The sequence below is a fragment of the Oceanobacillus sp. B139/18 genome (assembly GCF_055524595.1).
This window is the reverse complement of the sequence record NZ_JBVFXI010000001.1, coordinates 563375-579239: the sequence shown is the minus strand read 5'-3', so window position 1 is coordinate 579239 and position 15865 is coordinate 563375. Positions and strand designations below refer to the sequence as shown.

The window sequence follows — 15865 nt, the reverse complement described above, 5'->3', positions numbered from 1 at the left end:
CATCGTCTCTTGCTACTATAACAAAGCTGTTAACGTATGTATAGCCATATCTATTTAATGGATTAAAAAATAAATCCTGCATTTTCATAGTATAATAAAAGCAGCATGCAATAGAACTGCTATCTCAGTTTAAAAGGAGGAATACGATTGCATTTACAACGATTGAAGAAGCTTTACCCCAGTTTGACAGAGCTTCCCAAAAACCAGAAAGAAGTAAACCCTGATTTTAAGTGGTACCAACTGGAAAATACCGTTATCGGTATTGATAATAAAGAATTAACAGACAGAGATAAAATCCTTCTGGGCACTTTTCTTACTTCTTACCATGTTCAGTTGCCCATTCAAACACCTAAAGAAAAACAGTGGGAAGCACGGATTCACCGGCAAAAAGACGCAAACCTTGGTAAAGCCGGGCGCTACCGTTTTATTTTTTTTCGAATCGAACAAGGACAGATTGATACAAATGTATTCAGAAAAACGTTACAGGAATTTTTTTCAGGAGATTTATCTATATTATGGAATCATACAAATGAAGGGTTTATTATCGAGGAACCGGCCAGTTTTTTAGAGGAGGGCATCACTTATCACCAGATCGCCGATACATTAACAGGTGAATTATATGTGAAAATCATGTTTTTCATCGGCCCCTACTTAGAAAATGATAAAGACTTGGCAGACTGCATAGAGCAAATTACCACCATGGCAGAGAGAAGCTTTCGAAAAATGGACACAGCTGTGATTGATTATACCGAGGTATACCCTTCGTTTCTTATTGAAATTCTTTCCCATAAGCAACGGCAGCAATTAAGTGAATGGGTTTTGAAAGAGTTTTTAACAGACCCGGAGGCTTTAGAAACGATTCGAATGTTTATTCAATGTAATTTAAATGTATCTGAAACAGCAAAGAATTTATATATCCACAGGAACAGCCTGCAGTATCGACTCGATAAATTTTATGAAAGTACAGGCATTGATATCAAGCAGTTTGATAATGCATTTACCGTTTATTTAGCCATTTTAGCAAATATGCACAATATCCAGTCATAATTTTGTGCAACATCTCCATATTGTTTTTACAGCTTTTTCAGTAAAATTAAAAACATAAGAAAAACGCTTTCATTTTATTTTAACACTAAATCATTTTAAGGAGATGTCATCATGGCAGAATTAAAATTAAATCATATTCAAAAGAAATACGATAAGGATGTATTAGCGGTAAAAGATTTCAACTTACATATTCAAGATAAGGAATTTATTGTATTTGTCGGGCCATCCGGGTGCGGGAAATCAACTACATTGCGCATGATTGCCGGCTTGGAAGAAATATCTGACGGGGAACTGTATATTGATGAGAAATTAATGAATGATGTTTCACCAAAAGATCGCGATATCGCAATGGTATTCCAAAACTATGCCTTATACCCTCATATGAATGTATATGATAATATGGCATTCGGACTTAAGCTTCGCAAATTTAAAAAAGAAGAAATCAAAAAACGTGTTGATCAAGCGGCTAAAATTTTAGGATTAGAAGCATACTTAGACAGAAAACCAAAAGCATTATCCGGCGGACAAAGACAGCGTGTTGCTTTAGGACGTGCGATTGTCCGGGATGCCAAGGTATTCCTGATGGACGAACCTTTATCTAACCTGGATGCAAAATTGCGTGTGCAAATGCGTGCAGAGATCCAAAAGCTGCACCAGCGACTGCAAACCACAACTATCTATGTGACTCACGACCAGACCGAAGCAATGACAATGGCAACAAGACTCGTTGTAATGAAAGATGGTGTTATTCAGCAGGTTGGTGCTCCTAAGGATGTGTATGACTTACCGGAAAACATTTTTGTAGGCGGGTTTATCGGATCTCCATCTATGAATTTCTTTACTGGCACATTGCAGGGAGACAAGTTCCAAATCGGTGACCATTCCTTCCTAATTCCGCAGCCAAAGCTTGCACCGCTGAAAGAACAGGGCTATGAAGGAAAAGAGCTGACTATCGGTGTTCGTCCGGAAGATATTCATGATGAATTAGTCTTCTTAGAATCCTCTCCTGAGTCTAAATTGACAGCCAAAATTGAGGTTGCGGAATTGATGGGAGCAGAATCTATTCTTTATTCCAGTATCGATAATCAAGAATTTGTTGCGCGCGTCGATTCTCGTGCAGATATTCAAGGCGGGGATGAATTAGAGCTTTCCTTTGATATGAATAAGGTCCACTTCTTTGATAATGAGAGTGAACAGCGGATACGTTAAGACAGAAGATATTGGTAAAGGGGAACTCATTATAAGTTCCCCTTTTTAGCCAGTAATATTTTATTTAATAAAATTATTTACCATGCATTTGTTGTTGAGCAGTCTGCACTAGGCGTTTTGTGATTTCTCCACCTACAGAACCATTTGCACGAGAAGTTGAATCTGCACCAAGGTTTACACCAAATTCTTGAGCGATTTCATATTTCATTTGATCAAGAGCTTGTTGTACTCCAGGCACTACTAATTGGTTTGAATTGTTGTTTGCCATGATTATCACCTCCTGTACAAGTATCTTCTGCAGTTTCGTCCAACTTATGATAGCTAATTTTTGGAAATTAAAAAAGCTGAACCCTATGCATGGATTCAGCTTTTTGATTGCTTCATGTTCGTATTCAAAAGTACTGCTTTCTAAGCTTATTTGGGATGTGTCATTTCCTCTGGTCTTACATACTCATCAAATTGTTCAGCAGTCAATAAACCAAGCCTAACTGCTGTCTCTTTTAATGTTGCATTATCTGCAAATGCTGTTTTGGCGATTTTTGCAGCATTTTCATAACCGATATGCGGGTTTAAAGCAGTTACCAGCATTAATGATCCATGCAGGTTTTTCTCAATTTGCTCCAGGTCCGCTTCAATTCCGACCGCACAGCGCTCATCAAAGGAAAGAATGCTATCTGCCAGCAATTGGCTGGATTGCAGGAAGTTATAGGCAATCACCGGTTTAAAGACGTTTAGTTCAAAATTCCCTTGACTGGCAGCAAATCCGATTGCCGCATCATTTCCCATCACCTGTGTCGCTACCATCGTTACGGCTTCACTTTGTGTCGGATTTACTTTTCCTGGCATGATCGAGCTTCCAGGCTCATTTGCCGGTATCGTAATTTCTCCAATACCACAACGCGGTCCGCTCGCTAACCAGCGTACATCATTGGCAATTTTCATCATATCTGCAGCAAGACCTTTTAACGCCCCATGCGCATAAACCGTCTCATCATGGCTCGTTAATGCATGGAATTTGTTTTTAGCAGAAATAAATGTTTTATCAGTATATGCTGAAATAGCTTTACAAACCTTTTCTGAAAAATCCGGATGTGCATTTAAACCCGTTCCGACAGCTGTTCCACCGATAGCCAGCTCCCGCAGATGTTCATTACTCTCTTTAATCATGGTGTATGATTTTTCTAACATCCGGTGCCAGCCGCTGATTTCCTGGCCTAACGTCAATGGTGTTGCATCCTGCAAGTGGGTCCGCCCTATTTTTACAATGTCCGTAAATTTATTTTGTTTTTCTTCCAGTGTGTCCTTGAGTTGCTTCACGGCAGGAAGTACGGTATCTTCCAATTTCAATACAGCTGCTACATGCATCGCTGTAGGGTATGTATCATTTGAACTTTGTGATTTATTTACATCATCATTCGGATGAAGTTTTAACTCGCTCCCCTGCTCTTGAAGCCATTGATTACCAACATACGCCAATACTTCATTTACATTCATATTTGACTGTGTTCCGCTTCCTGTTTGCCATACTACTAATGGAAAATGGTCATTTAATTTATCTGCTAATACTTGGTCTGCAGCATATTTTATTGCTTCCGCTTTTTCTTCCTCCATTAACCCCAGTTCAAAGTTGGCAACAGCTGTACTTCTTTTTAAAATTGCAAACGCTTTAATGATTTCGACAGGCATAGTTTCCTGACCAATCGGGAAATTCTGTTTACTGCGTTGTGTCTGCGCTCCCCAATATTTGTCGGCCGGCACCTTAATTTCCCCGATAGTATCTTTTTCAACACGATAATCCATCCTAATTCCTCCTTGAACTTTTCCTCGAATCATATCTAGTGTATCAAATTTTTTGATTTTTTTCGATTTCTTTTTCATGATATGATAAGAATAAGCATATTTCCAGAGAATATCAGCTATTTTTACGTATACCAATTGAATTGAAGAAAGGAAGAATAAATCATGCCGAATATCTGGACACATATTTTTTTCGCAGAAGATGCTTGCAATGCATTATCCTGGGATATCCACCATTCCCCTTCCAGACATGCTCTCTTTCTAGGCGCTCAAGGACCTGACCCTTTCTTTTATTACCGATTCTGGCCATGGCTTTCCAGTCAAAAGACCGGACAGGAAATCGGCAACACATTGCACACAAAAGAATGCGGCCCTTTTCTAATATACCTGATTGAACAGGCTCAGGAAGGGTCTGATGAAGTAAAAGCCTATGTGGCAGGTTTTATCACCCACCATCTGCTGGACCGTCATACACACCCTTATATCCATTACCGGGCCGGGTATCAGGGCAGTAAACACCAAAAGCTGGAAACCCTTATTGATACGAAAATGGCTTTAGACACACGTAAAATGGAACTGTGGAAGCATGCGGCATATGCAGAAATCAATGTTGGTGACACATTGCCTGTATCCATTTTATACATATTAGATGATGCTATCCGCAGGTTTCACCCCGAATTATCTTTTCAGACGAAGGATATTCAGATTGCTTACCAGGATATGATTACTGCTCAAAAACTTTTTGCAGACCCGGGCGGCTGGAAAAATAAAATCTTAAAAGCTTTTATCAGTTCTTATTCTCATCAGCCCATCCATGAAAATATCGATTATCTTAATGAAGAAAATAAGCTGTGGGTGCATGCAGCTACTGGAGAAAAACGGGAGGAAAGCTTTGCAGAGTTATATACGGATGCATTAAATGATGCTGTCAGCCTGCTTCCTTTGGTTACGGATTATTGGAATGAAGGCGGAGAATCAGTAAAAGCGCAGCTTATCCGCCGTATCGGCAATATTTCATATGATACCGGCACACCTGTAGCGAATCATGATATAAACCGCTTTAGTGTACCAATTATATAAGAAAAAGAAGCACATGCTCTTTGGTTCAAGACTCCTCTCAGCATGTGCTTATCTTTATTGCGGGCGTACGTTGACTTCCTCTTTTTTATTCGAAGCTCTCCTTGCCTCTTCTATTCCTTTATCAATATCCACGAATTTCAAGAGAATGATTCCGATAATAAAGAAGAAAATAAGCGATAAAATGCCTAAGCGGCTGTTTCCCGTCAATTGTCCAATAAGCGCAAATATAAATGGGCCGACTACTGCCGCGAACTTGGATGAAATACCATAAAATCCAAAAAACTCCGCATGCTTTCCAGTTGGTATCATACGTCCAAAAATGGAGCGGCTCAATGATTGTGCTCCTCCTTGAACCATTCCTACAATAATTGCCAGCATATAAAAATGAAGAGCAGTGCTCATAAAATAACCAATAATGACTATTCCTAAATAGATGTACAATGTGATAAATAATGCTTTCTTTGCTGTAATCTTTGTTGCCAGCCAACCGAAAAAGAAGGTAAATGGTATGCCGACAAATTGGGTAATCAATAACGCAATAATCAAATCATTCTGACCAATCCCAATCTCACTTCCATAAACAGTTGCCATTCGGATGATGGTAGAAATTCCATCATTATAAAGCCAAAATGCAATCAGAAAAATAGCCAGCTGTTTAAATTGCTTTATCTCCCGGAAGGTGTTTCCGACTCTGGAAAAACCAATGGCTATATATGATTTTTCCCGCTTTACTTTCTCTTTTTTCTCTTCTTTTATATTTTTCAGGAGCGGAATCGTAAAAATCAGCCACCAGATACCTACAGAAGCAAGCGAAATTCTGGTTGCCCATTCTGTATCAGGAATCCCGAACCAGGATGGGTTTAATATCATCATCACATTAACAGCTAATAAAATACCGCCTCCAATATATCCATAGGCAAAACCGCCTGATGATACTTTGTCCATCTCTTCTTTTTCAACAATCTCCGGTAAAAATCCATCATAAAAAATATTACCGCCCGAAAATCCAATCGAACCAATAATGAATAATAAAGAGGCCAATAAATAATCTCCCTCACTGATGAAGATCATTAAAATACTTGCAATAATCCCCATAAATGCGAAAAAACGAAGAAATTTTTTCTTTGCTGCTGAAAAATCACTGATGGCACCAAGTATCGGTGCAAGAATAGCTACAATCAGCACAGAGATAGATTGTGAATATCCCCAATAGCTTGTTGCTAAATGATCATCCAGACCAGATGCAGCAACTGTTGAATAATAAACGGGTAGTACTGCAGCCATCATCGTTGTTGCAAAAGCTGAATTCCCGAAATCGTACATCATCCAGCTGCGCTGTATTTTCTTTCTCGATTTTGCGTCCACTTTATCCCCCTCCTTTACTTGCATTATAATGGATTTATTTGGTTAATCCTATCTATTTTTTTAATTTAATATTATTTCTTAAAAAAACCTATATTCCGTCTTTTCTGCATGCAGTATATGCTGACATGAATGTTCTCACAACTGCTATTTACTTGGAGCGTGCAAAAGATAACTGCCATACTCCAAATAAAAAAACAAGAATACCGCTTGGTCTTTAAAACATCGGTGTCCTTGTCGAAGAGATGTCCGCTACGGGAAGTCGCTTTCCGTGGGCAACGGCTCAGCCTCCTTGGAACAAAACCGCTTCCTCCGGGGTCTTCACCTGTTGCTTTTCCCGCAGTAGTCAACTTCCCTCCGCTCCCATCTAAGAATAAATATGTTTCATTAGCTTTCTTATAAAGAAATAAAGCTAATTCTAGCGACGATTTTGATGGGGCGAGCAATCGCAATGGTTTTCGGTGGGACGAGTAATCGCAGTCCCAGTCCCAGCGGGAAGACCTCGCAGAAAAAAGCAAACTTCTTTTTTTACTCTCGGGGCCTAAGATTACTCACCCCATGAAACCCATTGAATCGACTGCCTTCAACTTTTATAAGGTTTCTTATTCCTAAAAAAAGGTATAGGCGCACTTGGTCTCAGGCACCTATACCTTTATAGTTAATCTTCCCACACATATTGTTTATAAGCTTCACTATATTTTTTAAAATCTACATAATTATTTGTTTCAATGGCTTGATTTATTTCTTCTTCTAAATGAGATTTGTTCCATTTAAATACAAGTTCGTCCAATAATAATTGAGCAGCAAGCTTCTCTTCAAATGCCATTTCTTTTCGTGCTGTTAACGGTTCTCCTACATACTGAAAAAAACGGTATACGACTTTTTCTTGTTTCATGGAAGTTTCCCCCTTAAAGCCTTTTACCCATTATGCACAAACTTTCAATAAATTTCAACTTATAAATATTATCCATTTTTTTCTTATTTATTTTCATCTATGCAAGCGCCTTATTTTCTGAATCATTTTATATATAAAAAGAAACAATAAATACTGCCATAGCAATGATTGTTTCCCAAAGGAAAATATGCTTACAATTCACAATAACTCTTCCTGTGGTCTGTTATTTTTCTCTAGACCCACCAGTAAGTGATTTGATAGACTATATAAGCTAACTTGAATATGGTATGGAGATATCTAGTTAATTTTAGAATATGGTGGGATTAAAGATGAATAATCATAATGAAAACTTAAAAACCGGGGAAAAAGGAGCTTGGCTCAGCATCATCGCTTATATCTTTTTAGCCATTTTAAAGCTTTATATTGCCTCCATCGGAAATTCAGAAGGGCTGCGCGCTGACGGTTTAAATAACTTTACCGATATTATTGCTTCCGTTGCTGTATTAGTCGGATTAAAAATAGCGGTCAAACCTGCAGATTCCGTCCACCGCTACGGCCATTACCGTGCAGAAAGTATCGCTTCTCTATTTGCCGCTTTTATTATGATGTTTATCGGCCTTCAAGTCATATTTACTGCAGGCCGGACACTTTATGCATCCGATTATGAACAGCCTGATATGCTGACAGCCTGGGTAGCTATATTCGCTGCATTGGTTATGCTGGGTGTCTTCCGTTATAATTTAAAACTGTCCAAAAAAATCGGAAGCAGTGCACTTTATGCGGCAGCAATGGATAACCGTTCAGACGCTTTTGTAAGTATTGGCGTATTTATCGGCATTATCGGAGCCCAATTCGGACTATTTTGGTTAGATCCGATTGTAGCGATATTGGTCGGATTAATCATCTGCAAAACAGCATGGGATATTTTTAAAGATTCTACGGTTACGCTGACAGATGGATTTGATTATAAGAAATTAGATGAAATGAAGGAAGCTATCCGCACCTTTAAAAATGTACGGGAGGTTGTTGATATTAAAGGCCGTATTCACGGCAATCAAGAGCTTTTAGATATAACTATTTTAGTGGATCCCACCTTAAATGTTGTTGACAGCCATGCTATCACAGAGCATATTGAGGAGTATCTTTACAAAGAATACGGAATAAATCACGCATTGATTCATATTGAACCTTATGAAGAAAATAAAAAGTAAACTTCAGAAACAAGATGAACCATTTTCTATATCCTTAGAGAATGGTTCATTTTAATATTTGTATTTTCCTTTTTTATAAAATGAAGCTACATTTGCTCCTCTGTCAAAATAATTTCGTCCAATGTCGATAGCAGGAAAATTTCTCTGTTGTTCCTGTCGTCAAAGTTATCATTCGTTTTTTACCTCTTCTTCCCCCTTCTACCCCTGACAGTGAATACTAACTAATTATGAATCCTCCTTCTAGTTCAAGTAAAGTCCTCATATCACGAACAAGTATTTTCAACCTCTTTTCACGTACTCTATTTATTACAATCCAGGAGAAAAACGCTGCGTAATTTGACGAATTGTCAACACCCCTAGTATATTTAATAGGAATTACCGAAAACCATGATTTTTAAGTATTTCAATAATAATCAGCCTGGCCGGCAATATTCAATTATGGGAGGCAAACATGAACTGTTCTCAAAAAAGAGCATTCATGCATGATTTTTATATAGTTAGGATGAGAATATGCTTTGGGCAAAAGTGAAGAAAATGGACTTTTTGTTAATTGCTGCGGTAGGTATTTTATCAATTTTTGGACTGTTGATGGTATACAGTGCAAGCTTTCCAATTGGACAAATGTACTATGATAGCGGAAATTACTTTTTTGTAAAACAGCTGCAATGGCTCTTAATCGGCATAGCCTTCTTTACCTTGGCTGCGTTAATAAACCCTGCACTATATGCCAGATGGAGTCCCGCGCTTGTAATGCTCTCGTTAATTCTGCTAATAGCTGTTTTAATACCAAATATAGGAGTAGAACGCAACTTCTCCCAGCGCTGGATTGCGATTGGCGGATTTTTATTTCAGCCGTCAGAAGTGGTGAAGATATCCATGGTCATTTACTTTGCCTCGATTTATGCAAAAAAACAGTCGTATATCAACCATTTCGTACATGGCGTCCTGCCTCCGGTCATCATCTTGCTGCTTGTTTTTTTATTCATTTTATCACAGCCTGATTTAGGAGCAGCCGGAATTATTTTGGCCGCTTGCGGAATTATTGTTACATGCAGTGGTGTAAAAAAACGGCATATTTTTTTATTGGGAAGTGTTGCTGCTGTAGGTACGGTTTACTTCGCCCTAAGCTCAGCCTATCGTTTGAATCGTTTGACTTCCTTCAGGCAGCCGTTTGAGGAGTTTTCAGAGAATGGCTACCAGCTTGCAAATTCTTTGCTTGCAATCAATAGCGGCGGATTAATGGGAAACGGAATAGGTAACAGTACACAAAAGCTCGGCTATCTCCCAGAAGCACATACCGATTTTATTATGGCAATTACGATAGAAGAGCTCGGAGCAGCAGGCTTACTGATAGTTCTTGCCTGCTATATGATTATCCTGTTTAGAGGTATCTTCATCGCCAAACAGCTGTCCAATTCCTTTTATCAATTACTGGCAATAGGAATCACTTTTCTGATTATGATTCAGGCAGTGATTAATTTAGGAGCGATTTCTGGTATGTTACCGATAACGGGAGTAACATTACCATTCGTCAGCTATGGAGGCTCTTCCATTATTATAATGATGGTTTGTGCCGGAATTCTTGTGAATTTGTCTGCGAAAAGAGAAAGCTAAGTCAACTTTTGAAAAAGGCATTATGTACACTTATTGTTCTCAAAAAATAGATACGTAAATAGCAATTATTTGAATCTCTTATTGACAATTCAAGTAAATTAATTGTATAGTCATTATTAACAATTCAATCGTTTTGACAGTAAAAGTCCGCAGTAGATTATTATATGACAGTTATTTAGAGACAAGGTGGCTGGTGCAAACCTTGGTATATAATAGTTGAATTACAGGCTTTATTTTAAAACCTGTCACTGAAATCAAGCGGATGTACTTAATGTGCATCAACTAGGGTGGTAACGCGGAGATTTACTTCGTCCCTTTCTATAGGGGCGGAGTTTTTTTATTGGTTTAAAACGATCATGCTGCAGCTTTTTACATTTCTTATAGAAAAATAGGCATATCTTATACATATGCAAAGCCAAGGAGGTAATTAAAAATGAATTCAATTAAAGCAAAACATCACCCTTCATTACTTGTTTCCGTCGTTTTCCTCATCCTGCTTGTGGGGATTATCAGCTTTTTTATGATTGGACTGGAAGCCGCGCCGCATATACCTATCCTTATCGCTATATTTATTTTGGTTGGTTATGGATTATGGAATAAAATCACTTACCAATCTCTGCAAAAGGCGATGGGCTTAGGAGCCGGTTCTGCAATGGGAGCGGTATTCTTATTCTTTGTAATTGGTATTCTAATCAGCAGCTGGATGATAAGCGGAACCATTCCTGTCTTGATGACAACTGGTTTATCTCTTATCTCAACTACATGGTTTTATGCGGTTGTTTTTGCTATTACCGGTATTATTGGTATCTCTTTAGGAAGCTCCCTGACTACTACTGCAACTGTCGGCGTTGCTCTGATAGGAATGGCCGGGGCGATGGACGCTTCTTTGGCGATTACAGCAGGAGCAATTGTTTCCGGAGCTTTCTTTGGTGATAAAATGTCTCCATTATCTGATACAACCAACCTTGCTTCAACGATCGTCGGTGTCGATTTATTTGAACATATTAAACATATTAGTTTAACAACGATTCCTGCATTTATTATTTCGTTTATTGCTTTTGCAATACTATCACCAAGTGGCTCCCATGCCAGCAATAATATTGCACAGTATCAGGAGGCATTACAAGGAACAGGATTGATACATTGGAGTTCCTGGATCCCATTGATAGTATTGATTGGCTGTACAATTTTTAAATTGTCTGCTTTCTTATCTTTATCTATAAGCAGTGTCGTTGCCAGTATCATTGCGATTGCTGTTAATAAATTTCCTTTAAGCGCTATTCCTGCTATCTGGTTTGGCGGCTATACTGGAAATTCTGATTTTGATCCTGTTAATGAATTAATTACAAGAGGCGGTCTGGAAAGCATGTTCTTCACGATCGCCCTTGTACTTCTCGCTTTAAGCTTTGGCGGATTATTGTTTGTTACTGGTATTTTGCCGGCCATTTTAGAAGCACTGCAAAAACGACTTAAAAGAACAAGGTCCATCATCGCTTCCACTGCAGGGACGGCAATTGGGGTGAATGTTTTTATCGGGGAGCAGTATTTATCAATTCTGTTAACCGGCGAAACATTTCAGCAAATTTATGAAAGAGCCGGGCTAACGAAAAAAGCATTATCCCGTACGTTGGAAGATGCAGGAACAGTAATTAATCCGCTTGTTCCCTGGAGCGTATGCGGAGTGTTTATCGCAGATGTCTTAGGCATTCCTGTACTGACCTACCTGCCGTTTGCATTTTTCTGCCTGTTAAGTCCCGTGATTACTATTTTATTTGGAGCCCGAACAGCGAAAAAATAATCGAAAAAATACTCCCTAATGCGAAATTTCATGCTCACACATTAGGGAGTATTTTTATTATTTATCCTGCTCTGTTAAAATAATCGGCTCTTCCTTTGTAACAACGATTTGATGCTCAAACTGGGCGGAGCGTCCTTTATCAACCGTTCTTGCAGTCCAGCCATTATCATCCATCTTGCTGCGCCAGTCGCCTTCATTGATCATTGGCTCAATCGTAATAACCATTCCCTCTTTTAAACGAATGCCTTTATTTGGCAGTCCGTAATGTGGTACATGCGGATCTTCATGAATCGTCGGTCCGATTCCATGGCCGGTAAAATCTCGCACAACAGAAAAACCTTCCGCCTCCGCATACGATTGAATCGCGTGGCCTATGTCACCCAAACGATTGCCGTGCTTTGCCTGAGCAAGACCTTTGTACAATGCTTCCTTCGTTACTTCAATCAGCTTCTGTCCTTTTTCGTCTACATTGCCGACAGCATATGTCCACGCAGAATCAGCCAAGCCTCCATTTAAATTAACAACCATATCAATAGTTACAATATCTCCGTCTTCTAAGGGTCTATCTGTTGGAAAGCCATGACAAATTTCATCATTTAAAGAAGCGCAAATCGCATAAGGATAGCCATTATAGCCTTTTTGCTCCGGCGTTGCTCCATGCTCTTCTAAAAATCTTTCTACAAATGCGTCCAATTCGAGTGTTGTTACGCCCGGTTTAATCCGTTTTGCGATTTCTTTATGTGTGGCTACCAGCAAATCAGCTGCTTCCTGCATTTGCTGAACTTCCCGCTTACTTTTTCTTGTTATCATTCATTCTTCTTCCTTTCTGTCTTCTATATACACGATACTTTATAAGAAATCCATTAAATATTAAATGAGGTTTCATACCCAGAGTCCATTGTAAATTCTAACACAACCTTTCTGAAACGAACAGTATCTTACCTTTGCTTGTATGAGCATTGCTCATTTTTTAAAAAGAAACCATACTGCTGGCTATTATTTGCAAGGTGATAAATCCAATCACCTTCGAAAAGAAAATGCCTTTTATTTCTTAAAGATGGGAAATTAATTTTGTGAAAATGCAGCCGCATGTTACGATAAGTTTATATTTACCTGACAATACAATTTCTAATATAAGTGTAGAAATGGAGGTTTTTGGATGATAGAAATTTCTCGAATCAATAAAAGCTTTGATGGACATCATCATATTATCCAAGATTTATCATTGACCATCCCAGATGGAAAAATCGTCGGCTTTCTTGGACCAAATGGCGCTGGGAAATCTACCACAATCAATATGATGACCGGTATCTTACCCATCGATAAAGGAACAATTACTTTAAATGGCATTGATATTGATAAAGAGCCCTTAAAGGCAAAAGAGATTTTTGGATTTGTTCCAGACCGTTCTGATATTTTTCTGAGGCTAAAAGGCTTGGAATACCTTAATTTTATTGCTGATATTTATCAGGTTCCTGAGGACGTGCGGCAGGAAAAGATAGCCTATTATACAAAACAATTTTCAATCGACCATGCCTTGGGAAATTATATTCAGAGTTACTCTCATGGAATGCGGCAAAAAATAATGGTTACTTCTGTACTGCTGCACGATCCGGATATTTGGATTTTAGACGAACCATTAACTGGTCTGGATCCAAAATCGTCCTATGCTTTAAAACAAATGATGCGGGAGCACGCTGATAAAGGAAATACGGTTTTCTTCTCCAGCCATGGCCTGGAGGTCGTAGAACAGCTCTGTGATGAAGTGGCAATTATTAATCACGGAGAGCTTTTATTTTATGGAACAATTGATGAACTGCAGGCAGAATATCAAACCGACCAATCTCTAGAAAATGTATTTTTGGAGCTAACCAATGATGCGTAATACATGGACAATTACAAAAATAATGTTAAGAATGCAGTATTCTTCAGCAGGCAAACAAAGTAATACATGGATTTATATTATTGTTTCCCTGATTCTTATTCCATTTTTTATTATGCTTATGCAAGGAATACATTCTATGGTTACACATGCTTATCACATGCTGGCTGAAGTAAACCAGGAAAGTATGCTACTCGGTTTGGCATTGCTTTTTATTGCAGCTATCCTGTTTTTTCTTTCATTTATTATGATTTTATCTGCTTTTTATTTTTCTGATGATATTACAGCTTATATTCCACTGCCGGTACATCCTTATCAATTATTGGTTGGCAAAGCAGCAAATCCGCTAATTTATAATTATGGCATTGCAGCACTTTTATTTCTGCCATTTTTATTTATGTATGGAAGTATCAGCAGTGCGCCTATTCTATTTTATGTCTATGGCTTCATTTTGTTTATCATTTTTCCAATTATTCCATTTAGTCTTGTAGCGGTTATCCTGATGTTTATCATGCGTTATGTCAATATCGCCAAAAACAAGGATCGCTCCAAAATCTTTATGGGTATCGGTTCCTTACTATTTGTTATTCTCGTTAACGTACTTGTTCGTCTCAACATGGACGATGCGGCAATGCTTGATACGTTTACGACCTATATGCAGGAGCAAGAAGGTTTACTGCGAATGATAACCATGATCTTTCCACCGGCTTATTTCGGAGCAGGCAGTCTCCATTTTGCGGCTGATTGGTCCGGTCTTCTTTTCCTGCTTGCACTTCTGGCTGTGTTTATCCTTTGTGTTCTCTTATTTATTTGGGCTGGACAGCGATTTTATTTGAAGGGTGTCCGGGGAATGAGTTCGGGAAGCAAAGGAAATTTATCAGCTAAAGCATCTCAAAAATTAACACAGCAGCGTTCAATTTTAAAAACATATCTGCTGAAGGAATTTAAAATGATTTTTCGCACCCCTGCTTTTCTAATGCAGTGTGTCATTCAGGCATTATTTTTCCCGGTATTTATAACGGTGATTCTATTTTTGGATATGGGAAATGATCTGGCAGCACTTGTCTCTGCTGCACCAGAAAAAAATCTTTTTCTGACCTTATTTATGATATCGATTTTTTTATTAAGTACCAATGTTACAGCCTCCACTGCTATTTCCAGAGAAGGAGCAAGCATAAAATTAAATTTATTTTTGCCAATACCATTTCAGCATTTGATAAACGCAAAATTATATGTTGCCTATCTTATGTCTATGCTGCCGTTTTTATTGCTTATTGGTGTCGGCATTTATGTAAACATTCCAATTCATATATTCATTGGCTGGATAGGAATTACCTTGTTGTATAATTGGTTAGCCGTCGTGATTAACTTCTTTATTGATGTCTATCATCCAAAGCTTCACTGGACAGACGAACAGGAATTATTTAAAGGGAGATTCATCCCTTTCTTTATTTCGCTTGGACAAATTGCTCTTTTCGGGATGATAACGATTATTCTTTGGAATATGAATATAACGAATGTTTATCTGATTATGCTTATTTTACTGCTTTCCACGTTCATTGTTACCGATATAGCACACATTTATTTACGTAAAAAAGTATCGTTAAAAACATTGCAAAACCTGGGAAACTAATTGAAAAAAGACGCCCTGGCAATTCATCCGCCAGGACGTCTTCTTGTTTTTCAGCAAATAGGGCATTCGAGCAAAGGCTTGGGCGCCAGTGCATAAGAGATTTTTGAAAGCAGAAGCCCGCTTATCGAAATCCCTTTCACGAATACCAGGTTTTTTAATCATTAACAGTAGTAGCCACCCGTGTAGCACTGGTTGCCGCCGGAGTATGCTGTTCCAATAATAATCAACAAAATAAATAACACAACTAATAACGCAAAGCCCGCTGAGCCAAAGCTTTGACGATTATCACAACATTCTTCTCTACCCATGTGTATATAACCTCCTCTATTCGAACTAC

General features: G+C 38.4%; 14 protein-coding genes. 8 read left to right on the top strand and 6 right to left on the bottom strand.

The genetic code is table 11. From position 1 onward, the window contains the following. Positions 1 to 147: 147 nt before the first annotated feature. Together ACZSMY_RS02825 and ACZSMY_RS02820 are read left to right on the top strand one after the other, a co-directional pair. Complete coding sequence (locus tag ACZSMY_RS02825) at positions 148 to 1047, top strand: PucR family transcriptional regulator (RefSeq protein WP_193064761.1); 900 nt, start codon at positions 148 to 150, stop codon at positions 1045 to 1047. A gap of 111 nt (positions 1048 to 1158) precedes the next feature. Beyond that, entirely contained in the window at positions 1159 to 2256 is a 1098-nt protein-coding gene (locus ACZSMY_RS02820; RefSeq protein WP_042534664.1) for an ABC transporter ATP-binding protein, read from the top strand. 73 nt (positions 2257 to 2329) lie between these two features. Here ACZSMY_RS02820 and ACZSMY_RS02815 read toward each other — a convergent pair whose 3' ends face one another. Continuing rightward, positions 2330 to 2524, bottom strand: a complete 195-nt coding sequence (locus ACZSMY_RS02815; RefSeq protein WP_040981996.1) for an alpha/beta-type small acid-soluble spore protein — start codon at positions 2522 to 2524, stop codon at positions 2330 to 2332. Between the two features lie 146 nt (positions 2525 to 2670). After that, a complete protein-coding gene (gene fumC / locus ACZSMY_RS02810; RefSeq protein ID WP_042534666.1) occupies positions 2671 to 4056 on the bottom strand; it encodes a class II fumarate hydratase in 1386 nt (461 codons plus the stop codon). Between the two features lie 162 nt (positions 4057 to 4218). On the opposite strand from fumC, the gene ACZSMY_RS02805 reads away from it, so the two are divergent. Beyond that, a complete protein-coding gene (locus ACZSMY_RS02805; RefSeq protein WP_212929496.1) occupies positions 4219 to 5133 on the top strand; it encodes a zinc dependent phospholipase C family protein in 915 nt (304 codons plus the stop codon). Between the two features lie 54 nt (positions 5134 to 5187). Here ACZSMY_RS02805 and ACZSMY_RS02800 read toward each other — a convergent pair whose 3' ends face one another. Further along, positions 5188 to 6498, bottom strand: coding sequence for an MFS transporter (locus tag ACZSMY_RS02800; RefSeq protein ID WP_246529051.1), 1311 nt, complete (start codon positions 6496 to 6498; stop codon positions 5188 to 5190). Positions 6499 to 7153: 655 nt separating this feature from the next. After that, the gene (locus ACZSMY_RS02795; RefSeq protein ID WP_042534671.1) at positions 7154 to 7390 is read right to left on the bottom strand and encodes an IDEAL domain-containing protein; all 237 of its coding nucleotides are present in this window, start codon (positions 7388 to 7390) and stop codon (positions 7154 to 7156) included. Positions 7391 to 7719: 329 nt separating this feature from the next. Here ACZSMY_RS02795 and ACZSMY_RS02790 point away from each other — a divergent pair, with 329 nt between their 5' ends. The 3 genes from ACZSMY_RS02790 (at position 7720) to nhaC (ending at position 12013) form a co-directional block, all read left to right on the top strand. Beyond that, complete coding sequence (locus ACZSMY_RS02790; protein ID WP_042534673.1) at positions 7720 to 8601, top strand: cation diffusion facilitator family transporter; 882 nt, start codon at positions 7720 to 7722, stop codon at positions 8599 to 8601. A 510-nt stretch (positions 8602 to 9111) separates the two neighbouring features. Next, complete coding sequence (ftsW, locus tag ACZSMY_RS02785) at positions 9112 to 10215, top strand: putative lipid II flippase FtsW (RefSeq protein WP_193064756.1); 1104 nt, start codon at positions 9112 to 9114, stop codon at positions 10213 to 10215. Between the two features lie 433 nt (positions 10216 to 10648). Next, positions 10649 to 12013: a Na+/H+ antiporter NhaC gene (gene nhaC, locus ACZSMY_RS02780; protein ID WP_193064755.1), complete on the top strand. Its 1365-nt coding sequence runs from the start codon at positions 10649 to 10651 to the stop codon at positions 12011 to 12013. Between the two features lie 57 nt (positions 12014 to 12070). On the opposite strand, the gene map is transcribed toward nhaC, so the two are convergent. Further along, positions 12071 to 12823 carry a type I methionyl aminopeptidase gene (gene map, locus ACZSMY_RS02775; protein ID WP_042534677.1) on the bottom strand — a complete coding sequence of 251 codons (753 nt, stop codon included), beginning with the start codon at positions 12821 to 12823 and terminating at the stop codon, positions 12071 to 12073. Positions 12824 to 13172: 349 nt separating this feature from the next. Here map and ACZSMY_RS02770 point away from each other — a divergent pair, with 349 nt between their 5' ends. Beyond that, positions 13173 to 13898: an ABC transporter ATP-binding protein gene (locus tag ACZSMY_RS02770; protein ID WP_042534678.1), complete on the top strand. Its 726-nt coding sequence runs from the start codon at positions 13173 to 13175 to the stop codon at positions 13896 to 13898. After that, positions 13888 to 15528 (top strand): putative ABC transporter permease subunit, encoded by a 1641-nt coding sequence (locus ACZSMY_RS02765; protein WP_042534679.1) that lies wholly within the window; start codon positions 13888 to 13890, stop codon positions 15526 to 15528. Before ACZSMY_RS02770 ends, ACZSMY_RS02765 begins: the two co-directional genes overlap by 11 nt. A gap of 161 nt (positions 15529 to 15689) precedes the next feature. Here ACZSMY_RS02765 and ACZSMY_RS02760 read toward each other — a convergent pair whose 3' ends face one another. After that, complete coding sequence (locus ACZSMY_RS02760; protein WP_084612989.1) at positions 15690 to 15836, bottom strand: YjcZ family sporulation protein; 147 nt, start codon at positions 15834 to 15836, stop codon at positions 15690 to 15692. Positions 15837 to 15865 lie beyond the last annotated feature (29 nt).